The 22,053-nt window shown below is 44.2% G+C and carries 21 protein-coding genes and 2 riboswitches; of the genes, 7 read left to right on the top strand and 14 right to left on the bottom strand.

Annotated elements, in window-relative coordinates; translation table 11 throughout:
* Positions 1 to 189: 189 nt before the first annotated feature.
* The 4 genes from ACSX1H_RS13470 to ACSX1H_RS13455 all read left to right on the top strand — a co-directional run bounded on the left by ACSX1H_RS13470 (position 190) and on the right by ACSX1H_RS13455 (position 5,539).
* Positions 190 to 2,325 carry a glycoside hydrolase family 97 protein gene (locus ACSX1H_RS13470; RefSeq protein WP_439184659.1) on the top strand — a complete coding sequence of 712 codons (2,136 nt, stop codon included), beginning with the start codon at positions 190 to 192 and terminating at the stop codon, positions 2,323 to 2,325.
* Positions 2,326 to 2,524: 199 nt separating this feature from the next.
* Positions 2,525 to 3,850, top strand: a complete 1,326-nt coding sequence (locus ACSX1H_RS13465) for an SPFH domain-containing protein (protein WP_439184658.1) — start codon at positions 2,525 to 2,527, stop codon at positions 3,848 to 3,850.
* A gap of 190 nt (positions 3,851 to 4,040) precedes the next feature.
* A complete protein-coding gene (locus tag ACSX1H_RS13460; protein ID WP_439184657.1) occupies positions 4,041 to 4,271 on the top strand; it encodes a putative signal transducing protein in 231 nt (76 codons plus the stop codon).
* A 410-nt stretch (positions 4,272 to 4,681) separates the two neighbouring features.
* Positions 4,682 to 5,539 (top strand): DUF4349 domain-containing protein, encoded by an 858-nt coding sequence (locus ACSX1H_RS13455; RefSeq protein WP_439184656.1) that lies wholly within the window; start codon positions 4,682 to 4,684, stop codon positions 5,537 to 5,539.
* Between the two features lie 459 nt (positions 5,540 to 5,998).
* On the opposite strand, the gene ACSX1H_RS13450 is transcribed toward ACSX1H_RS13455, so the two are convergent.
* From ACSX1H_RS13450 to trxA (ACSX1H_RS13405), 10 genes are all read right to left on the bottom strand, one after another.
* Positions 5,999 to 8,452, bottom strand: coding sequence for a TonB-dependent receptor (locus tag ACSX1H_RS13450; protein ID WP_439184655.1), 2,454 nt, complete (start codon positions 8,450 to 8,452; stop codon positions 5,999 to 6,001).
* Positions 8,453 to 8,498: 46 nt separating this feature from the next.
* Positions 8,499 to 8,590: riboswitch (TPP riboswitch) on the bottom strand.
* Between the two features lie 190 nt (positions 8,591 to 8,780).
* Complete coding sequence (gene thiH, locus ACSX1H_RS13445; RefSeq protein WP_439184654.1) at positions 8,781 to 9,893, bottom strand: 2-iminoacetate synthase ThiH; 1,113 nt, start codon at positions 9,891 to 9,893, stop codon at positions 8,781 to 8,783.
* A 101-nt stretch (positions 9,894 to 9,994) separates the two neighbouring features.
* Positions 9,995 to 10,768 carry a thiazole synthase gene (locus ACSX1H_RS13440; protein ID WP_439184653.1) on the bottom strand — a complete coding sequence of 258 codons (774 nt, stop codon included), beginning with the start codon at positions 10,766 to 10,768 and terminating at the stop codon, positions 9,995 to 9,997.
* Between the two features lie 108 nt (positions 10,769 to 10,876).
* Positions 10,877 to 11,542: a thiamine phosphate synthase gene (locus ACSX1H_RS13435; RefSeq protein ID WP_439184652.1), complete on the bottom strand. Its 666-nt coding sequence runs from the start codon at positions 11,540 to 11,542 to the stop codon at positions 10,877 to 10,879.
* A gap of 2 nt (positions 11,543 to 11,544) precedes the next feature.
* Positions 11,545 to 12,309, bottom strand: coding sequence for a hydroxymethylpyrimidine/phosphomethylpyrimidine kinase (locus ACSX1H_RS13430; protein WP_439184651.1), 765 nt, complete (start codon positions 12,307 to 12,309; stop codon positions 11,545 to 11,547).
* A 4-nt stretch (positions 12,310 to 12,313) separates the two neighbouring features.
* Positions 12,314 to 12,922 (bottom strand): thiamine phosphate synthase, encoded by a 609-nt coding sequence (locus tag ACSX1H_RS13425; RefSeq protein ID WP_439184650.1) that lies wholly within the window; start codon positions 12,920 to 12,922, stop codon positions 12,314 to 12,316.
* Between the two features lie 41 nt (positions 12,923 to 12,963).
* The gene (gene thiC / locus ACSX1H_RS13420) at positions 12,964 to 14,781 is read right to left on the bottom strand and encodes a phosphomethylpyrimidine synthase ThiC (RefSeq protein WP_439184649.1); all 1,818 of its coding nucleotides are present in this window, start codon (positions 14,779 to 14,781) and stop codon (positions 12,964 to 12,966) included.
* A gap of 18 nt (positions 14,782 to 14,799) precedes the next feature.
* A complete protein-coding gene (gene thiS / locus ACSX1H_RS13415; protein WP_439184648.1) occupies positions 14,800 to 15,003 on the bottom strand; it encodes a sulfur carrier protein ThiS in 204 nt (67 codons plus the stop codon).
* Between the two features lie 29 nt (positions 15,004 to 15,032).
* A riboswitch (TPP riboswitch) is annotated at positions 15,033 to 15,128 on the bottom strand.
* A 91-nt stretch (positions 15,129 to 15,219) separates the two neighbouring features.
* The gene (gene trxA / locus ACSX1H_RS13410; RefSeq protein ID WP_439184647.1) at positions 15,220 to 15,690 is read right to left on the bottom strand and encodes a thioredoxin; all 471 of its coding nucleotides are present in this window, start codon (positions 15,688 to 15,690) and stop codon (positions 15,220 to 15,222) included.
* A gap of 129 nt (positions 15,691 to 15,819) precedes the next feature.
* A complete protein-coding gene (gene trxA, locus ACSX1H_RS13405; RefSeq protein ID WP_439184646.1) occupies positions 15,820 to 16,179 on the bottom strand; it encodes a thioredoxin in 360 nt (119 codons plus the stop codon).
* A gap of 181 nt (positions 16,180 to 16,360) precedes the next feature.
* Here trxA (ACSX1H_RS13405) and ACSX1H_RS13400 point away from each other — a divergent pair, with 181 nt between their 5' ends.
* The 3 genes from ACSX1H_RS13400 (at position 16,361) to ACSX1H_RS13390 (ending at position 19,471) form a co-directional block, all read left to right on the top strand.
* Positions 16,361 to 17,767 (top strand): CCA tRNA nucleotidyltransferase, encoded by a 1,407-nt coding sequence (locus ACSX1H_RS13400; protein ID WP_439184645.1) that lies wholly within the window; start codon positions 16,361 to 16,363, stop codon positions 17,765 to 17,767.
* Position 17,768: 1 nt separating this feature from the next.
* A complete protein-coding gene (locus ACSX1H_RS13395; protein ID WP_439184644.1) occupies positions 17,769 to 18,275 on the top strand; it encodes a TrmH family RNA methyltransferase in 507 nt (168 codons plus the stop codon).
* A gap of 386 nt (positions 18,276 to 18,661) precedes the next feature.
* Positions 18,662 to 19,471 carry an SDR family oxidoreductase gene (locus ACSX1H_RS13390; RefSeq protein ID WP_439184642.1) on the top strand — a complete coding sequence of 270 codons (810 nt, stop codon included), beginning with the start codon at positions 18,662 to 18,664 and terminating at the stop codon, positions 19,469 to 19,471.
* Positions 19,472 to 19,551: 80 nt separating this feature from the next.
* Here the strand turns inward: ACSX1H_RS13390 and ACSX1H_RS13385 are convergent, their stop codons facing one another.
* The 4 genes from ACSX1H_RS13385 to ACSX1H_RS13370 are packed head-to-tail and all read right to left on the bottom strand — an operon-like array spanning position 19,552 to position 22,052.
* The gene (locus tag ACSX1H_RS13385; protein ID WP_439184641.1) at positions 19,552 to 20,346 is read right to left on the bottom strand and encodes a TPM domain-containing protein; all 795 of its coding nucleotides are present in this window, start codon (positions 20,344 to 20,346) and stop codon (positions 19,552 to 19,554) included.
* 12 nt (positions 20,347 to 20,358) lie between these two features.
* Complete coding sequence (locus tag ACSX1H_RS13380; protein WP_439184639.1) at positions 20,359 to 20,793, bottom strand: TPM domain-containing protein; 435 nt, start codon at positions 20,791 to 20,793, stop codon at positions 20,359 to 20,361.
* A 10-nt stretch (positions 20,794 to 20,803) separates the two neighbouring features.
* Positions 20,804 to 21,382, bottom strand: a complete 579-nt coding sequence (locus ACSX1H_RS13375; RefSeq protein WP_439184638.1) for a LemA family protein — start codon at positions 21,380 to 21,382, stop codon at positions 20,804 to 20,806.
* Positions 21,383 to 21,440: 58 nt separating this feature from the next.
* Positions 21,441 to 22,052 (bottom strand): fumarylacetoacetate hydrolase family protein, encoded by a 612-nt coding sequence (locus ACSX1H_RS13370; protein WP_439184637.1) that lies wholly within the window; start codon positions 22,050 to 22,052, stop codon positions 21,441 to 21,443.
* Position 22,053: the final 1 nt, after the last annotated feature.

The following is a 22,053-nucleotide window of genomic DNA, read 5'->3' as shown; positions in this document are numbered from 1 at the left end:
TGCGTAATGTGCAGCTAGTCAGCCGGTAATTTATTCATTGGGCAATGGGTGTTTGTATTTTCACACTGGGCGTTATTTGGAAAAACACCAATATACTGTTGCAATCTATTATTTTTGGGCATGCACAAATGCCTATTAATGAGGTTGTTTTTAAGTAATGTGTAAAGTGCTAATGTAAAATAGAGATATATGAAAAAGTTAATCGTTTTTCAGTTGTTAATCGTGTTAGGCTTTGGGATGTTTGCCGAGGAGTTAAAGTCACCCAACGAAGCCTTATCGATGACCATGGAGGTGAAGGAGGGAGTGCCCTATTACCAGTTGAGCTTTAAAAATAAGCCCGTTATTCAACCCAGTCGGTTGGGCTTTGAGCTGAAAGAGGCTCCCGATTTGATGAGTGGCTTTGAGGTAACGGCCGTTGAACATAGCAGTTTTGATGAAAGCTGGGAGCCTGTTTGGGGGGAGTGGAAGAGCATTCGAAACCATTACAATGAAATGGTTGTCACCTTAACACAGACAGAAACACAGCGAAAAATACTCATCCGTTTTCGTTTGTTTGACGACGGATTAGGCTTTCGTTACGAATTTCCGGAGCAGGAGCACCTGACTTACTTTGTGATTAAAGAAGAGCGTACCCAGTTTGCTATGGCTGGCGACCATAAAGCGTTTTGGATACCAGGAGACTACGATACGCAAGAGTACGACTATACCGAATCGAAATTGAGTGAGATACGTGGACTGATGAAGCAGGCCATTACGCCCAATGCTTCTCAAACACCGTTTGCCGAAGCAGGGGTTCAAACGGCTCTGATGATGAAGAGCAATGATGGGTTGTATATCAACCTACACGAGGCTGCACTAGTTGACTATTCGTGTATGCATCTGGTGCTCGATGATAAAAACATGGTGTTTGAATCCCATCTGACACCTGATGCCATTGGCGATAAAGGGTATTTGCAGGCTCCCTGCACCAGCCCGTGGCGTACAGTGATAGTAAGCGATAATGCAGCCGATATACTGATGTCTAACATAACTCTAAACCTTAATGAGCCTTGTGCATACAATGATGTATCGTGGATTCAACCGGTGAAATATATAGGTGTTTGGTGGGAGATGATTACCGGTAAAGGCAGCTGGTCGTACACCGACTTGCCAAGTGTTAAGTTGGGCCAAACAGACTATTCTACTACTACGCCAAATGGGACACACTCGGCTAATAACGATAAGGTAAAGCGTTACATCGATTTTGCTGCAGAACATGGATTTGATGCCGTTTTAGTGGAAGGTTGGAATGAAGGATGGGAAGACTGGTTTGACAAGTCGAAGGACTACGTGTTTGACTTTGTAACACCTTACCCTGATTTTGATGTGGAGATGTTGCGCGATTATGCCAAAAGTAAAGGGGTACGTATTATGATGCATCACGAAACATCGGGCTCGGTGCGTAATTACGAGCGTCACATGGATAAAGCTTACCAGTTTATGGCCGATAATAATTACAACTCTGTAAAGAGCGGCTATGTAGGCGATATCATCCCTCGTGGCGAATACCATTATGGGCAGTGGATGGTGAACCATTACCAGTATGCCCTGGAAAAAGCGGCCGAATACGAGGTGATGATCAATGCACACGAGGCCGTGCGCCCAACGGGTCTGTGTCGTACCTATCCTAACTTGATCGGAAACGAGAGTGCCCGTGGTACCGAGTACGAAGCTTTTGGCGGGAATAATGTTAACCACACAACCATTTTGCCATTTACTCGCCTGATTGGCGGCCCCATGGACTACACGCCCGGTATTTTCGAAACAGATGTTAGTCAATACAATCCGGATAATGGCTCGAGAGTACGTACCACTATCGCCCGTCAGTTAGCCCTCTACGTTACCATGTATAGTCCGCTGCAAATGGCAGCCGACTTGCCCGAAACCTATGCCAAGCATTTAGATGCTTTCCAGTTTATTAAGGATGTGGCTATCGACTGGGATGATACGCGTGTACTGGAGGCCGAACCGGGTGACTACATCACTTTTGCCAGAAAAGAAAAAGGCAGTAATCGCTGGTTTGTGGGACGCACGAACGATGAGCAGGGTCGTACTTCAAAAATACGATTTGACTTCTTGCAGCCCGGTAAAAAGTACCTGGCAACGATTTATGCCGATGCAAAAGATGCCCATTGGGAAACCAATCCTAAGGCTTACAAAATTGAAAAATATGTGGTAAGCAGCAAGTCAAAACTCTCACAGTATTGTGCGCCTGGTGGTGGTTATGCCATCAGCATAGAGGAAATTACCGACAAGGCAGCTGCTAAAGGTATTAAACGCCTCTAAGAAACGATTCAACCTAACTTAAAGTCAACCACCTTTGCGACAGTAAAGGTGGTTTTTTGTGATATAAGGCCTTGTTGGTGTAAATAATTTTGATTTTGGTAAAAAAATAGAAGGTAATTTTTGTAGAAAAAAACACAAAATAATATGTTTATAACGTATTAACTAAATATAAAATTTATCAACTTAATTTTTTCTTAAAATGACAACCTTCTTAGGCTTATTAGTGGCTGTAGCTGGTGTGGCAGCTATTATTTTCTCCAAACTCGATAGGCAATCCAGTAAACTTCCTGAGTTATTTAAAGGCATTAAGAAAATCCATGGTAATATTCTTATTGTTATAGGTATAGCACTGATGCTGGTAAACTCGCTGTTCTTTTTTGCCGATCGTGGGTTTAATTACCTGTTGGTTTCTCCTACCGGCCATATGAGTGCCGTAATGGAGCAAGGAATTAAATGGCGTGGTTTTGCTAAAATCGATAAATGGCAAAAATACATTGATGTTAAAGTGGTAAGTAAACAAACCGAATCGGATTTGGATGAATTGGAAGGGGTAATGAATCCGGTTCCTGTTCGTTTTATTGATCAGGTAACTGCCCAAGGCCATGTTTCTCTGCGTTTTCAATTGCCTGATGATAGTCCTTCGTTTATTAAGCTGGCTGTTAAATACCGGACCATGAGTAACCTGGTAAATAATACGATTATTCCAACAGTGCGTGAACAGTTAATCAATACCGGATACATGTTTGCGGCGCAAAACTATATTTCGGGGGAAGCACAATCGTTTAGACAAACCTTTGAAGAACAGCTTAAAGAAGGTACTTATGCGGTCAATAAACTGGAGGTGAAAGATACCATTTATGACGCGATTGACATGACTACCAAACAACGAACAATTAAAGAGATACAAACCAGTTATCGGGTGGAGAAAATTTTGGAGAATGGCATTCCTAAACGTATTCCCCATGAGTTGTCGGAGAATAACATCATTGTGTCGCAGGTAATTGTGGATAAGATTGATTTGGAAGCCACTTTTAAGCAGCGCCTCGAGGCACAACGTGATGAATCGGCCAAGCGGCAGTTAGAACAACAGATGATTGAAACGGCCAAAGCAGAGCAGCAGCGCATTGTAGCGCAGGGCGAGCGCGACAAAGCTGAAGAACGCGTGAACCAGGAAAAGGAACAGGTAAAAGCCCTTATTGCTATTGAAACGAAGCTGAAGCAGGAAGAAACCAACAAGAAACTGGCCGCTATCGCTCTGGAAACAGAGAAGCTAAATGCGATGAAGAAGAAGGTGACAGCCGATGCCGAAGCCTACGAAATTGCGAAGAAAGTAAATGCCGGTATTACGCCCGAAGTAAAACTGGCCATGGAGCTGGATCGCGATGTGAAAGTGGCAGCCGAAATTGCCAAAATCAAATTCCCCGAAACCATGATTCTGGGTGGCGACTCGAAAGGAGGCACGCCTCTGGAGAGTTTAATAGGGGCGGCAATGGCCAAGCAGCTGCAAAATAGCAAGGGTAACTAAAAGAAATATGCACTAAATAAGGAGCCACTTCGTTAGGAGTGGCTTTTTTATTGCCCACTGCCTTCGTTACTTCCCCGCAATGGGCTAGCCACTGAACTATCTGCACGCCCGAGGCTCTTAAATAACTCCTGTTTCATGCATAAATACTGGTTAACAATCCTTATCTTAAACACACTAAAAATGAATAAGCATGACAGTAAATAACGAATCAAAATTAGTGACTGTATTTAACGGCACGCCCATGGAGGTGGAGATACTTTGCCAGGTGTTAAAAGACAATGGCATTGAAGCCAGCATGAAAAACCAGCTTATTGGCATGATAGCCCCGCACCAGACGCTCGATGGTGCTGATGTGCTGGTAATGGAAAAAGATAAGGCAGCGGCCCTAAAATGGGTGGAAGAATTCAAGAATGCCAAATAACAGCATTTGGCGCATTACAGCGAAACCCCGCCTCATGCATAAGGCGGGGTTTGGTATGTGAACCTATTCATGATTAATGTTTATTCTTGCGTTTGAGGTGCTTCAGTAATCGCTTCTGTGGATGTTGTGGTATTAGCTAATTCATTGTATTTAACAATCTGCAGGTGGCGGCAGTGAGCAATAGTTTCCAAATGCCTGAAAGTGCTTCTGCATTTTGCAGTGAGTTTTGTCCAGGTAATTGTTGGCGAAAATTGGAACCACCATGAATTATTATAATGTAAAGTTAGCAGGCCTGTTATTTTTGTTAATTTAGTGAGTACTTTGTTAGTCGGTCAATAGAACGGTGAGTGGCGGGCAGAAAGAAAAGTGATGGCCCTGATTGCTAACTACAACTTAAGAAATGATATAATATGATGAAATCGATTTTTTTAATCCTGTTTACGGCATTTTTAATTATTTCGTGCACTCAAAAGGATGGTTCAATGGAGGCAGAGGCATTCGCAGATTTCGACATGGAAGAGGAAATAATGCCAATAACGCGTCAGCAAGCAATATCTCCACCATCTTCACCTGAAGTGCCATTGACAACCAAAGAAGTTGTTAAAAAGAAGATAATTAAAGATGGCAGAATCGGATTAAAGGTGAATGATTTGGAGTTAACCAAAACACGCATTGATTCGCTGGTTAAGAAACACGGGGCCTATTATTCTAATGAGAACATGAATAATACAGATTGGCAATCATCTTACAGTTTAACCATTCGAATACCGTCATCAAATTTTGAGAGCTTTATTCATTCAATTGAAACAGGTAAAGGAGAAATATTATATAAGGAAATTGATGCACGAGATGTAACAGATGAGTTTATTGACCTGGAAACAAGGCTTCAAACCAAGCGGGCCTACTTAAAAAGGTACAGAGACTTGTTGGGGATGGCCAAAACCGTGAAGGAAATTCTTGAAATTGAGGAAAAGATTCGCCGATTAGAAGAAGAAATAGAAAGCACTACAGGAAGACTCAAGTATTTAAGCGATTTAGTTGACTACAGTACACTTAGGTTAAACATTGAAAAACAGAAGGATTTTAAATACAACCCTGAAAAAAGGGATAAGTTTTCTGAAAGAGTTAAACAATCGCTGTCCAAAGGGTGGTTTGGCTTCATAGATTTCCTTTTGCTTCTTATTAAAAACTGGCCGTTTTGGTTGATGATTGTGCCTGTTGCTTATTTATTCAAACGATTTAGAAAAAGAAAAAAGAAAGATAAGTAGCTGAGGCGGGCTGATCAGCATTTATTATTGTTGCTGGCATTATTTTGACTGTTTTAGTTAAGTACCAACTGATAGAAAGTTATCCAAGCTTAGGATTCATTCTTATACTTATCGCTTATCAATTAGGGCAGTATGTTGAGCGAAAATTAAAAATAAAAACAAAAGATTAATAGGGCGATAAATACTAAGAATCATCTGAATTTAAGGCAGAATATTGCAAGTATTAATTAGACTCCTGCACGGTTTGATTTGTAATGACGCCATTCATAACCAGTAGTATGCAACTAGATTGTTTATGAACCTGAAGTTGAGTCCTATTAGTCAATGGCTACTGCTATTAAGCAGGACTGAGAGGGTGTTTTTATTCCGGTACTACAGAAATTTTTCTTAGAGGAAGATTAAAACGATAAAGCCCGCCTCATACTGAAGCGGGCTCTTGTAGGAGTATATTAATTGGTATTAAAACTTCATGCTGAGACGCACCATAACATTGGTACCTGCCTGCGGGAAGTAGCCATCCAACACATCGTGTTCCCCTGCATAGTAGTAACGATATACCCATGCATTGGATTCGTACTCTTCGTTAAACAGGTTATTCACTTTACAGCCTAAATTAAAATCGCCTATAGAAGTAAGCGTAAAATCGTAGCTGAGCAGCAAGTCATTAACAAACCAGGCATCTAGCTGACGCTGTGCATTGGATGTATTATCAATGTACTGGTCACCAACATACTTACTTAATAATGAAACGGTCATGCCTTTAGCCGGTGTCCAGTTAATCTGGCTGGCTGCCGTTAGCGAGGGTGAAAAGGCAATATCAGTTTCCCCCAACTCTTTGATGTACTGATAAGGTTCATTCGCCGGATCATCCCAATAGCTCCAGTTGTCTACGTACTCCGTGTAGTTCTTAATTTTATTGGCCGACAGGGCCATATTGGCTGTCCAGTTAATGCGGGGTGTCAAATACACGCCTCCTTCAATTTCGATACCGGCACGGTAGCTTTCCGGAACATTCACCATTATTGGCGCCCCAACATCGTTAATCTCACCGGTAAGCACCAACTGGTCTTCGTAGCGCATGTAGTAAGCATTCAGGTTAATAAATGCGCTGGCAGTTGTGTATTCGTAGCCCAGCTCCCAGTCATACAAGGTTTCGGCATCAGGTTTTCTGTTGGCCGGAGCATCCCTGAAATCACTTCGCGATGGTTCGCGTTGTGCCATGGCAAATGATGCAAACAGGCGCTGCTGCTGGTTCAGCTGGTAGTTAAGCCCCATTTTAGGATTCACAAAATCAAAGGTGTAATCCTGGGTTAGATCGCTGTTGTCGTCATGTGTCCCGCTCATGGTATATTCCACGTGGCGGTACTGCACATCGCCGTAGAGCCAGAAGTTATTGCTGAGGGCATAGGTGGCTTTCACGTAGCTGTTGAGGTCATTCTTCTTCCCGTTATTAAAATACCACTGGTGGTTATGCGGGATGCCGGCATTGTACTGGCTCCAGATAACGTTCCCATAGTGATCGCCATCGTATTGATTGTAGGCTCCACCAATCACCAGTTCAAGGTTGTTATTATTATAAATGGCTGAAGCGGTAGCGCCGTAAAAATGGTTATCAAGCCACTTACGCTGAATAAGGTCTGTTTTGCTGATTGTGTCGCTCTCGATAATAATGTTATCGAAGCCCACGTTGTAATCCTTAAATTTACGTCCGTTTTTGAACGATTCGTAGTGCCCCTTACCTCTGGTGTAGTGCAGGGCCGCTGTCAGGTCCCAAAAAGCACTGGCCCGGTGGGTAAAATGCAGCTGGTAATGGTCTTGCTGGTAGTTGTCGGTTTGGTTTTCGTACAAATACTTATTGAAGGTGCGGGCATCTGAAGCGAAGAGGTTGGCGGCTTCGGCATCCGTCCATCCGTCCATCATAATTAGCTTATCCATGCCGGCTTTATCATTTTCCAACTTCACCTTGGGCACCCCGTTCCAGGCCTGATAAGTTCTTTCAGTGCCCGAGAAGGTAATGAATTTCACCGTGCTTTTCTCTCCGTAGTAGCCCCCCGAAAAATAGTAGGACTTAAGGTCCGAGGTAGCCCGGTCGATAAAACCATCGGAGTTAATACGCGACAGGCGCACATCAAACGCCATGTGGTTTTTAAGCAGACCGCTGGATACGGCCACAGAGTTTTTCATGGTATTAAATGAGCCATAGCTATTGTCGATAAAGGCCATGGCTTTGGGCGACGAATTGAGCGTGTTCAGGTTGACAGACGCGCCAAATGAAGCCGCTCCATTGGTTGATGTTCCCACACCACGCTGTACTTGCACCTTATCTACCGAAGCCGCAAAATCGGGCATGTTCACCCAAAATACACCCTGAGATTCGGCATCGTTCATGGGGACACCATTCACCGTTACATTGATGCGGGTGATGTCGCTGCCTCGTATGCGCAGGCCGGTATAGCCAACGCCCGAGCCTGCATCGGAGTTGGTAACAACCCCCGGCATCAGGTTCAGCAGGTAGGGTAAATCCTGTCCGAAGTTCTGTTCCTGAATCTCTTCCGAATCCATTTCTGAGCTTGCCACCGGCGCATTTTTACTCGCTCTGATGGCCGACACAATAATCTCATCGGTCAGTACAGCCGAGGGCTGCATCGACACGTTTAAAGCTTCGTTAGCCGGTAGCTCTTGCGATTCGTATCCCACATACGAAAAGACCAGTGTGGGCTTGCTACTCTTTGTGATAATTGAATAATGGCCGTTCGCGTTTGTGATGGTGCCATTATACGAATTTTTGATAATCACATTGACACCCACCAGTGGCTGGTCAGACTCATTGGTGACACGTCCGTTAAATGTGTTTTGCGCGATGGCTCCCAGTGTCATCACTGTAAGCAGCGCGAATGCATAAAACCTCTTCATTTTTATACGCAGTTTAAGTTATTAACTAATACCGCAATGAGGAATAATTAGGAGATACTCTGTTCCCTTGTCGGCATGACCCGACCAGGTTCGAAGGGTATAATCTCAGCCCCTGAAGGGGCACCCCATTGGAATTGCTGGCAAAAGTAGCCAGTGCTTTCATATTTTCAAAGAAAAACAAGACCTATTTGTCTTGTTTGGAATAGTGCAGTTGTTAAGGGCTTCATCTATAGGGCTAAAGGCGATGAGCCGGAGGCTTCAGTTTTGTTGGTCAACCCCTCCGTTTTTAGCACTTCCCCATAGTGACGATTGATTCACGCCCCTGATTTTAACGCATGCAATCGTCCCAATCCTTCCAAACCGGTTCGTACCCGCCGGCTTTGATCATTTCGCAAACAGCTTCCGGACTGCGGTCATCATTAACGGCAAACTGCTCCAGCGCTTGGTTGTAAACCGCGTAACCACCTGGTTCAGTTTTGGAGCCGGCACTCATGGCGGTGACGCCTAGCTGCAGCATGTTGTTCCGAAAGCTTTTACTCTCGCGCGTTGAGAGCGACAGCTCCACATCCGGATTAAAAATGCGGTAAGCCATAATGAGTTGGGCCAGTTGCTTATCCGTCACGTGCACATTGGGTTCGAAAGAGCCCATGTGAGGACGCAGGCGGGGGAAGGAGATGCTGTATTTGGTGCGCCAATAAGTCTTCTCCAGAAAGTTGAGGTGCAGAGCGGTGAAAAACGAATCGGTGCGCCAGTCTTCGAGCCCCAGTAAGCAGCCAATGCCAATTTTATGGATGTGTGCGCGCCCTAATCGCTCCGGCGTTTCCAGGCGGTAGGCGAAGTCTGATTTTTTGCCTCGCGGATGATAGCTTTTATAGTTGGTACGGTTGTAAGTTTCCTGGTAGACATATACTGTGTGCACACCGGATTGGATGAGCTGTTCATATTCGGCTTGCTGCATGGGTTGTACTTCTATGGAAACGGATGCAAAGTGGGGTTTAACCAGTTCTACCATCTCCTTCAGGTATTCAAAGCCACATTCACGAGGATGTTCGCCGGTTACCAGCAACAGGTGCTGAAAGCCCATCTGTTTAATAACTGCGATTTCTCTGATGACCTGCTCTTTGTTTAATGTGATGCGGGTGATGTCGTTATTGTGGCTAAAGCCACAGTAGGCACAGGCATTGGCACAGGCATTGGACAGGTAAAGGGGAATGTATAGCTGAATAGTTTTTCCGAAGCGGCGCTGCGTTATGGCGCGGCTCTTTACCGCCATGGGTTCCAGATAAGCCTCAGCGGCAGGCGAGATGAGTGCTTTAAAGTCTTCCAGCGATGGCTGCCCACTTGCCAGAGCTTCCTCCACATCGGTCTTCGATTTATTTTGTATTGATTGTTTGGTGCTTTCCCAGCCGTGCATAGCATGCACTTCTTCAAATGTTTTCATCTTTTCGTCAGTAGTGAGTAGACAGTCGTCGGTAATTGTAGGCCTTTTTCCTTCAATTACATGCTGTAAGTAGCTAGCAGTTGTAGGCTGATAGCCGGATTTTATAATTCATCTAAAAAAGCCGTCAGAGGACTGGATGCTTCAGCACCCATGGACTTATGGGCCAGTTTCGCTTCGTATGCCATGCGACCGGCTTCTACGGCCAGTTTAAATGCTTTGCCCATTTCAACCGGATTGGACGATACAGCAATGGCGGTATTTACCAGCACGGCATCGGCTCCCATCTCCATGGCGTCGGCCGCGTGCGATGGGGCACCTATACCGGCATCTACCACAACGGGTACCTGGCTTTGTTCAATAATGATGCGCAACATCTCCCGGGTTTGTAAGCCCTGATTCGATCCGATAGGTGCTCCAAGGGGCATAACAGCGGCTGTTCCCACTTCTTCGAGGCGTTTGCACAAAACGGGGTCGGCCTGCACATACGGTAACACTATGAAGCCCAGCTTTACCAGCTCTTCGGCGGCTTTAAGTGTTTCAACCGGGTCAGGTAACAAATACTTAGGGTCCGGATGAATTTCCAGTTTCAACCAGTTAGTAGCCAAGGCTTCACGGGCCAGCTGGGCCGCAAAAACAGCCTCTTTGGCAGTGCGTACCCCCGATGTATTGGGCAACAGGTTGATGCGCGGGTGTTGCAGGTGTTTTAAAATATCATCGGACTGGTTGTTAAGTTCTACACGGCGTAAAGCTACCGTTACCAGTTCCGATTCGCTTTCTTCAATGGCTGTTTGCATCAGCTTATTGGAAGCAAACTTACCGGTTCCTGTAAACAGGCGTGATGAAAATGTTTTGTCGCCTAATTGAAGTGGGGTCATATATATTAGCTTATAGCTAGTAGCTGTCAGCTGCTAGCTGTTATTATCGTATTATTTGTATTTTTTAAATAGCGTGTTTTCTGCTTGTTTGCTACCACACTTTTTCGCTTAATGGAACTTAGTCCAGTTGGCCGAGCTGTATCGTCCAATAGCCTGCAGCAGGTCAAGGGTTGTTGCCCCGGGTTGCTCACTCTGGGCAATGTATGATGAGATAGCCACACCATGTATTCCAGTTTTAAACAGTTCGGGTAAGTCAGTCGGTACGAGGCCGCCAATGGCAATCACGGGCAGTTTAATACCGGCTTCATCACACTGTTTAAGGATGGACAGATAGCCTTCGTTGCCCAATACAGGGCTTAAGTTTTGTTTCGTTTCAGTAAAACGATAGGGGCCAAGTCCTATGTAGTCGACTCCCAAAGCAGCCAAACGCTGGATGTCCTCAAAAGTGTTAGCTGTACCGCCAATAATGGCTTGTGGTCCCAGTATTTCTCTGGCTTTATCGGGTGCCATATCCTGCTGGCCTAAATGAACGCCATCAGCACCAATCCTGGCGGCTATTTCTACATGATCATTCATGATAAAAGTGGCCCCATTGTCCATGCAATAGCTGAGTGCCTCAATGGCTACTTTCTCTATGTTCTCGGTGGTGTCATCTTTCATGCGCAGCTGCACCCAGTTGCCACCTCCCAATACTACCGACTGTATTTGTTGCAGATAGCTTTGTGCCGATGGGGATGTGATGAATTGCAGACGTGCGATTGATTTTTTTTGCATTGTTATTTATTTAATCGGGTGTTATGATAGCCCAACAAAGTACTGTTGCTGCTGATAATTTTTTTCACGTAAAAATGAGCTGAGTGACAAGCTGCCTCCAGGGAGCTACCATGTGCAATTTCAGCGGCGATGGCAGCCGATAGTATGCAGCCAGTGCCATGTTTTTGCCAATCGCCGATCACTTTTTGCGATTGTATTTGTGTGCCGGCTTCTTGCTGGTAGCTATACAGGGAGTCGCGCACCGTATCGCCTGTGGCGTGGCCGCCTTTAATGAGTATCGCTGTTTTTAACTCCTTGGCCAGTTCAAGTGGGTGAGTCGTGTCAAACAGCTGCTGATATTCCGGGATGTTGGGAGTGAGGAGGTGAACCTGCTCACTGATTAGTGGTCGGATGCTTTGGTGAAGCTGTGTATGAAACAGAAATCCGGCAGAAGCTTTTACGATGGGATCCCATATAATAAAGGCTTCTGGCCAGCTTTTCTTTAACCACTCCAGAACCTGGCTCAGTGTTGAAGCCGATTCTATCAAGCCAATTTTAATAGCCTTGGGACTGTAGCGTTCTGCCAGCGGTTGAAGCTGTTGGATCACTTCATCGGCCGATAGCCATTTGACCCCTTCGAAACGAGATTCATTTTGATAGGTGATGGCTGTTACAGCGCCTAAGCCATAGACCTTATGTTGTTCAAACGTTTTTATATCACTTGTAACACCTGCGCCACTGCATGGGTCAAATCCGGCAATGCTCAGTACATAAGGTCTTTCATTCATTTGTTTACGTCCATTTTTCGGTGACTTCCTTAAAGCGCTGAACCAGGCCTTCGATGTCACCATCTGTTTCAAATTGTGCCCACAGATGTCCATGTAATACCACACCATCAAAGCCTAACTCTTTGGCTACATCCACATTTTTATGGTCGATGCCGCCTAGCGCTAATACTTTAACATGGTGGATTTGAGCTAAATATTTCTTTAGATTGGTTTGGTCGATAGCCGGACCATACCCTTCTTTCGTTATACTCTCAAATACCGGACTTAGCAAGGCATAGTTAAAAGATTCACTCAGGTTGATAAGCTCACTCATTGAGTGAACCGATATGCTTTTAGGCAATGCTTTGTTGCTGTAATCATCAATCAGATGGCGGTTGTAGGAGGTAAAGTGTACGCCCCTCAGCCCCTTAGGCTCCACAATAGCCAGGTGGCTGTGAACCACAATCCGGTTGTGATATTTCGCATCAATCGAATCGATAAAAGCAATCATTTCCGCTTCACTGTATGCTGGTTTGCGTACGTGAAGAATTTCCAATCCCGCCTCAAATAAAGCATTTAATGCTTCAACTTCCTTTTCAAGTTTCGATGGATAACAAATTACTATTGGCTTCATAAAGTTTAGTTTTAATCCAACACAAAAATAACTGTAATTCGTCACATATATAGCTCTCCTCCTGTTTCTTTAAACAATTCTTTCTTATTTTCCAACTTTTTGGCTAAGTCTCTTACTTCCATAGTACTTTTCATGGAGCAGAACTTCTCCCCGCACATGGAGCAGAAGTGGGATGATTTATAGCCTTCATCGGGTAGTGTTTTATCATGATACTGCATGGCTGTTTCGGGATCGAGCGCCAATGAAAACTGATCTTTCCACCGGAATTCAAAACGCGCTTTACTCATGGCAAAATCGCGGAATTGTGCGCCCGGAAATCCCTTGGCCACATCGGCTGCGTGGGCTGCCAGCTTGTAAGTAATTACTCCGGTTTTTACATCGTGCTTATCGGGCAGACCCAGGTGCTCCTTGGGGGTTACGTAGCACAGCATCGCGGTTCCGTGCCAGGCAATCATGGCACCACCAATGGCTGATGTAATGTGATCGTATCCTGGTGCAATATCTGTCGTTAATGGCCCCAAAGTGTAGAATGGCGCTTCTTTACAGTGCTCCAGCTGCAGTTCCATATTTTCCTTAATACCTTGCATGGGCACGTGACCGGGGCCTTCAATAATTACCTGCACGTATTTATCGCGGGCTTTTTGAGTCAGCTCACCCAAGGCCTCCAGTTCACCAAACTGTGCCCGGTCGTTGGCATCGGCAATAGAGCCCGGACGTAGTCCATCGCCCAATGAAACGCCCACATCGTAGGCTGCCAATATGTCACATATTTCATCAAAGTGCGTATAGAGAAAATTCTCTTTGTGATGATACAGCATCCATTTAGCCATGATGGAGCCGCCTCGTGAAACAATGCCTGTTACCCGTTTGATGGTGGATGGGATATGTTTCCAGAGCAAACCGGCATGGATGGTAAAATAGTCGACGCCTTGCTCAGCCTGCTCAATTAGCGTATCGCGATAAATATCCCACGAAAGCTTTTCAACGTCGCCGTTTACTTTTTCCAGCGCTTGATATAAAGGCACTGTACCAACCGGTACCGGTGAGTTGCGCACGATCCACTCGCGCGTTTCATGAATGTTGTTGCCCGTGGATAAATCCATGATGGTGTCGGCGCCCCAGCGGAAGGCCCAAACCGCTTTCTCTACTTCTTCCTCGATAGATGAGGTGGTGGGGGAGTTGCCAATATTGGCATTGATTTTCACCAGGAAGTTACGGCCAATGATCATGGGTTCGGTCTCGGGGTGATTGATGTTAGCTGGCAAAAAGGCCCTGCCGGCAGCTATTTCATCGCGTACAAACTCAGGTGTCACCTCCTTTTCAGGAATTTGCGCACCAAAACACTCCCCACGATGCTGACGATAGTTCTCCTTAACCTGCTGTAATTGCTGATTCTCGCGAATCGCGACATATTCCATTTCCGGGGTGATAATCCCCTGGCAAGCATAATAATATTGGGTAACGCAGCGCCCATCCTTCGCTTTAAGGGGCTGGGAGCTGGCATGGTCGAAGCGCAGATGGTCCAGGGTTTTGTCGCCCAAACGCGTTTGTCCATACTCAGAACTCAACTGCTCCAGTTGCTGTACATCGTCTCGTTCTGCTACCCACTGCTGCCGGATTTTCGGTAAGCCTTTTTCCAGATCCACCAAATAATTTGTATCGGTATAAGGTCCGCTTGTGTCATAAACCGTAATAGGTGGGTTATGGATCATTTTGCCTTCACTGGTTTTGGTGTCGCTTAATTCAATGCTGCGATGCGCTACCCGGATGGCATGCATTTCGCCTGTTTCGTATATTTTCCTGGAGTTGGGAAACGGACCGGTTGTCAGCCTTTCCTGTGATATTTTAGTTTTTGTCATGGATATTTCGGTTAAGGATTAGCCGCCTTGGCTGGCTTTAATAATGAGTAGTTTATCACCATCGGCGATTTGAGATGTTGACCATTGGCTTTTGGGAACGACCATGTCGTTTACCGCCACTGCAATGCCGCCTGTTTGCAGTTGCCCGATGTGTTTTAACACATCATCGATTGAAGAATTTTCGGGTAGAATTGTTGCTTGCCCGTTGATAAATAGATTCATCGTCTGTATATATTTATACGGGAAGCCAAATAGAGAGTCATTCATATCCCTGCGTCAGCATTACCTGCATCAGGTTCAATGGGTGTAATCTCAGCCTGTAAAGTAAGGCACCCCGAATAAGTTGATGATTCAAAGGTAAACGAAAATCTACTTGTTAAACAAAAAAAAGCCGAAGATTTTTTCTTCGGCTTTCAAATCATTAGTTAATGACCTGTTTTATTTATCTACTTCTAATATTTCGCTAATCATTGTTTCCAAATCGTTTTGCGAACGATAGCCCATGGCTGCCTGAGGTTCTCCTTTAAGCGGAACAAAAACAATAGTTGGCAAACTTCTAATACCAAAGGTAGCGGATAACTCGCGCTCCTGATCCGTATTGATTTTATAAATCTGAATCTTTCCTTTGTATTCCTTTTGAAGATTTTTTAACACCGGTGAAAGCATTTTACAAGGCCCACACCAATCGGCATAAAAATCCAAAATTGCTGGTACCTCGCCTTCGTATTTCCACTCCGTATTGTTCTCGTAATCAAAAACCTTCTCTTTAAAGCTTTTGGCATCTAAATAGATAACAGCGTTGTCCTCTTTCGATTTGTGGCTATCATCGGGAGTGGGCGAATAAAGTTCAAACCCCACCGCCGAAACGGTAATTATTCCAATCAAAACCAATAGTCCAATCTTTCTCATGTCTCTATGCAATTAAATTATCAATTACTACGCGTAAGTTAAACCCTGTTATCACACTTTAGGTTTGCCATTTGAACCGATTTAACAGGCAGTTAACAGCTGTGCGCCATTCTTTGGCAGATATATCAATTACTTTTCAACTTTTAAAACATCCTTAAAGGCCTGAATAAAAGTATCCTTTGGTAAAGCCCCCTGAGCCATTTGTGGCTGTCCGTCTTTCGGAATAAATAAGATCGACGGAATGCTTTGGATACCAAAGGCACCGGCTAATTCTCTTTCGGTTTCTGTATCGACTTTATAAATGTCGATTTTGCCATCAAATTCAGTAGCTAGTTCATCCAAAATTGGGCTCACCATCTTACAAGGTCCGCACCAGTCAGCGTAAAAATCAATTACTGCCGGCTTATCGCCTTCAAACTTCCAGTCTTTGTTATTGGTATAGTTGAATACTTTTTCCTTAAACGTGTCATTGGTTAAATGTTGTACCATAATTTCTTATTTTAATTTTTGTGAACACTGCAAAGTTAATAAAATATTTCTAAATATCTACAAATGTACATGTGTTGATGAATCAACAATTGTGCCAAAAGCTATATCTGCCAAAAAAAATCGATTTGCCATAATTTGTTGTAATTTTGTCAGCATTATGATACAAGATGCACAACACAGGATGGAAAAGAGTCTAAATAACCCGGTTTTCCATGCCATTCGAGATATATGTGAAGAAATGGGTTATCCTGCTTTTGTTATAGGCGGCTTTGTTCGTGATTTATACCTTAATCGCCCATCGAAGGATATTGATGTAGTGGTTGTAGGAAGTGGTATTGATGTGGCCGATAGAGTAGCCAAAAAGTTGGGAGGTCTGCGACTGACGGTGTTCAAGAACTTTGGGACTGCTATGTTGCGTTACAGAGATTTAGAGGTGGAGTTTGTGGGGGCACGTAAAGAGTCGTACCAACGTAACTCCCGCAAGCCATTGGTTGAAGACGGAACTCTGGAAGACGATCAAAACAGGCGAGACTTTACCATAAATGCATTGGCATTGAGCTTGAATAAATCCAACTATGGTGAGCTGGTGGATCCGTTCAATGGAATAAACGATATGGAGAAGGGCATTATTCGAACGCCTTTGGAGCCAAAAATTACGTTCTCAGATGATCCTCTTCGCATGATGCGTGCTATTCGTTTTGCCACTCAACTCAAATTTAGGATTGATGAAGCCACTTTTGAAGGTATCAAATCACAGAAAGATCGCATTGAGATTGTTTCGGGCGAGCGGGTGGCCGATGAGCTGAATAAAATTGTGATGGCTGATAAACCTTCTATAGGGTTTAAGTTGCTTGAGTTGACAGGACTGTTAGAAATTATTTTTCCGGAACTGCAGGCCATGAAAGGGGTTGATAAAGTTGAGGGACGAGCCCATAAAGATAATTTCTACCACACCCTTGAGGTGCTGGATCGCATTGTTCCGAATACAGATAATTTGTGGTTGCGTTGGTCGGCCATATTGCATGATATAGCTAAGCCTCGCACTAAACGCTACGATAAAAAGACCGGATGGACTTTCCATAATCATAATTTCATCGGTCAAAAAATGATACCGAAGATATTTGGACGCATGAAGCTGCCTCTGAATGAAAAAATGAAATACGTTCAGAAGATGGTTGGTTTGCATATGCGTCCGATTGTATTAAGCGAGGATGTGGTAACAGATTCGGCTGTGCGGCGTTTGCTATTTGAGGCTGGTGATGATATTGATGATTTAATGACACTGTGTGAGGCAGATATTACCTCTAAGAATGAGTCAAAGGTGAAGCGTTACATGCGTAACTTTAAGGTGGTCCGTCAGAAGCTTAAAGAAATAGAGGAGAAAGACCATGTTCGCAATTTCCAGCCACCGGTTACGGGCGAAGTGATAATGAAAACTTTTGGTTTGCAACCGTGTAAGGAGATAGGCGATATTAAGGCAATTATTAAGGAAGCCATACTCGATGGAGAAATTGGCAATAACTACGACGAAGCTTACGCACTGATGCTGAAAAAAGGAGAGGAAATGGGACTTAAACGTAAGATATAAGATGCCGCAAACCCATTCTAAATATTTTTTTGACGAAAGTCATTCCAGCTGTATAAAGCAAGGAAGTGATGTAATTATTATTGCTGATAATTTTTCAACACCCGAGAATATTGGCAGTATTATTCGCTTAGCTGCCAATGTTAATGCTTCCCAGGTAATGGTTGTTGGAAGTGAAGGCTGCCGTCAGAGCAAAGTAAAGAAAACGGCTGGCGCTGCCATTGGGCATGTTAAGGTGGATTGGTTAAGTATCGATAGTTTTAGAGTTCCTGATGGCTATACTCCGGTGGCACTCGAAACCGTTGATGGCGCCGAGGAAGTTTTTGAATGTGAGTTGCCAGCCAAACTAGCTCTTGTATTAGGGAGTGAAAAATTTGGTATCTCACAAGAGCTGCTTCAGGCTTGCCAAAAAGCGGTATACATACCAATGCCGGGCGCCATAAAATCAATGAATGTATCCCATGCAGCTTCGGTATGTCTGTTTGAATGGTTAAGAAGAAACAGGCAGTAAAATATTTAATAAAAAGCAGAAGCAGATTAGCAACTATTCCGTATATTCGCACCAGCATTAAGTAGGTAACATCTCATCAAGATATTTAAAGTAAACGAGTTGATTTTCAGCTTGTTTTTAGGGTTAGTTTTTTAAGGGTTAAAAGGGGGACGGTTGTTCCCCTTCCTTTTTTTAGACCCATCACACTCTGCTATTTTTGCCAATGTTTATCACACCTATTTTTTTGATGTTAAACAGCAAAGGAGTCCTTAATTTACAGGATGGTCCCTTAAATGTAAACACTAAAACAAGCGGGAGCAGAGCTGATTTTTAAATAGTTTATAAATTGTTACTTTCACAGTCTGATTAAGGTAACAGGTTTAATCTGTGCAAATATTTTACATAGTATGAATAACAAAGTTATTATAATTACAGGTGCATCATCGGGTATAGGACTGGCATGTGCCAGGGAGTTTGCTCAACGAGGAGCTAAGCTTGCACTGGCTGCACGCAGTGTGGAAAAGCTAATGGAGGTTGAGCAGGAACTTAAGTCTAAAGGTACAGAAGTTATTTCTGTAAAAACTGACGTTAGTGTGCAGGACGATTGTAAACACCTGATAAGTGAAACGCTTAAGGCCTTCGGCCGGATAGATGTGTTGGTCAATAATGCGGGCATCTCCATGCGGGCAGCTTTTCAGGATGTAGATATCGATGTGTTGAAGCAGCTGATGGATGTGAATTTTTGGGGAACGGTTTATTGTACCAAATATGCGCTGCCATCCTTATTGGATAGCAAGGGCTCAGTGGTGGGGGTATCGTCTATTGCTGGTTTTATTGGCCTACCAGGCCGCACGGGCTATTCTGCCTCAAAATTCGCGATGCATGGGTTTTTGGAGACCATCCGTGTGGAGAACCTGAAAAAGGGATTGCATGTGTTGATTGCGGCGCCTGGCTTTACTGCTTCTAATGTGCGAAAAGCCGCTTTAACAGCCGATGGAAGTAGCCAGGGAGAAACCCCGCGTAAGGAGGAGAAAATGATGAGTGCCGAAGAGGTGGCCCGACACATGGCCAAGGCAATAATCAAGCGCAAGCGCACGCTTATACTTACTTTTGTGGAAGGAAAACTCACCGTATTTCTAAATAAATTTCTGCCAGGTCTGCTCGACAAGTTATCGTATAATCACATGGCTAAAGAACCCGATAGCCCGATAAAATAGGGGACAGATATATAAAAAAGGCTCGCAGCGTTGATATATTATCATTCGATGCGAGCCTTTCGTATGTTTTTAAGGTAATTCTACCAGCTTCCGCCGGCGCCACCGCCACCGAAGCTGCCACCTCCGAAACCGCCAAAGCCGCCTCCGCCGAAGCTGCCGCCTCCGCCTGAGAAATTACCAAAGCTCCCTCCGTGCAAGCTGTTGCTTCGGCTACCCATCATTGACATTAACAGCCAGAAAGGTAAGCTTGAGCCGCCAATGGAGTTGCGACGCTGGCCTCCTGCAGCTTTCATTACAAAACTGATAATGGCAATGATGAAAATAATGCCAAAAAGGCCTAATCCGCCACCTTTTTTTGTTCTGTTCAAATAGTCTTCAGCCGAATATTCTCCTCGTGTTAGCTGCATCAGGGTGTTTGTTGCCCGTGCAATGCCCGAGTAGTAGTCGTTTTGCTTAAAACTTGGTATCATTTCCTGGTCGATAATTCGATTAGCGACCGCATCAGGTACAGCCCCTTCAAGGCCGTAGCCGGTGGCAATAAATGCCTGTCCGCGGGAGTTGCCAATCTTTGGCTTCACCACCATTACAATACCATTGTTTTTACCCTTCTGACCAATTCCCCACTTTTCACCTACTTTAAAGGCAAAGTCTTCGCGTGAAGTACCCCCAAAATCATTGACTAGCAATATGGCGATTTGGGTGCTTGTTTCGCGTGCAAATTGCGCCAGGTGTCTTTCGATCTGCTGCTCCTGTTCGGCCGTTAACAAGCCAGCATAGTCGTTAACTAGCCGGGGAGGATTTGGGCGTTCAGGTATGTCTTGCGCACTAGCCAAACTGGTCCAAAGGGCAATAATTATTAGAAAAAATTTGTTCATTGTCTGTTGTTTTTAACTACCAAATGAAATGTCGTCCGATAGCTCATTTACATCATCAGATTGGTAGGGGAAATGTGCTTTTAGTTGTTCACCACTTGCAATAATACCATCAGCCAGTCCTTCGGCAAACTTCCCCTCTTTAAAGGCCGAAAGCATCTGGTCTTTTATTGCATTCCAGAAATCATCGGGTACCTTTTGATTGATGCCGGCATCGCCCAGAACAGCAAACTTACGATCTTCGTAGGCCAGGTAAAATAGTACACTGTTGCGCTGTTCTGTTTTATGCATTTTTAGCTTTTCAAACCAGAAGGCTGCCCGATCTAACACATCTTCGTCACATTTTTTATCCAGATGAACGCGGATTTCCCCCGATGTGTTAAGTTCTGCTTTTTTTATGGCTTCAACAATTTGTTGACGCTCGTCTTCACTAAAAAAATCTTTTGCCATACTGCTCATCTTAAAATTCGACTTTTGGTGCTTTTTCTGAACCAGCTTCCGCTTTAAAATACGGTTTCTTCTCGAAGTCAAACCAGCTGGCATAAATAACACGTGGGAATTTTTTGATGTAGGCGTTGTAATCACGGGTTGCGTCATTAAACTTTTTACGTTCCACCGCAATGCGGTTTTCTGTTCCCTCCAATTGGGCTTGTAAGTCTAAAAAGTTTTGGTTGGCTTTTAGGTCTGGGTAGCGTTCCATTACCACCATTAAGCGGGATAGGGCCGACGAAAGACCATCTTGAGCCTGTTGAAACTGAGCCAGTGAGGCCTCATTGAGGTTGTCCGCATTAATATTAACGCTGGTTGCTTTTGAGCGCGCTTCGATAACGCTTGTTAAGGTTTCCTGCTCATGTTCAGCATACCCTTTTACCGTGTTAACCAGGTTTGGAATAAGATCGGCCCGTCGCTGATAGACATTTTCGACCTGCGCCCAGCTGGCATCCACCATTTCATTTTTTTCAACCATGGTGTTATAGCCACAGCTGGTAAAAAACGGTATTGCAAAAGCAATTAGAAGTAAGTGTTTTATTGTTTTCATAAGTTAAGTGTTTATTGTTGTTTTAGATTTTATAATCAAGCTCACAGGGGAGCTACAATTATTTAACCAGGAAATCAAACATCAGTTCATCCTCAATATAACCTTTCAGGCGATCGTTGATGGCTACCGGACCAACTCCCTCAGGGGTACCGGTGTATATTAAATCGCCTATTTTGAGTGTAAAGTATTGAGAGACGTGGGAAATGATCTCATCAACCGGAAAAATCATATGGCCCGTATTGCCTTTTTGCACCGTTGTGTTGTTCTTATCTAATCTAAAGTTGATGTTTTGAATGCCGGCAAATTTACTTTTACTCACAAAGGGGGAAAGCATTGCTGAGCCATCAAATGCTTTGGCTTTTTCCCAGGGCAAGCCTTTACTTTTTAATTCAGCCTGTAGGTCGCGAGCCGTAAAATCAATGCCCAATGCAATCTCATCGTAATAACGATGGGCAAATTGTGGGGCAATATTTTTTCCTATACGGTTAATTTTAATTACTAACTCTACTTCATGATGAAAATCGTTCGCAAAGTCAGGAATAAAAAATGGTTTATTCTTTAAAAGTAAGGCGGAATCAGGTTTGCTGAAGATAACCGGCTGTGAAGGCACCTGATTATTTAGCTCCTCAATGTGCTTTACGTAGTTGCGTCCAATGCATAAGATCTTCATA

The organism is Carboxylicivirga taeanensis (assembly GCF_051851475.1).
GTDB classification, from domain to species: Bacteria; Bacteroidota; Bacteroidia; order Bacteroidales; family Marinilabiliaceae; genus Carboxylicivirga; species Carboxylicivirga taeanensis.
Note: the sequence above shows the minus strand (reverse complement) of the source record. Positions and strands in the feature narration are given on the sequence as shown.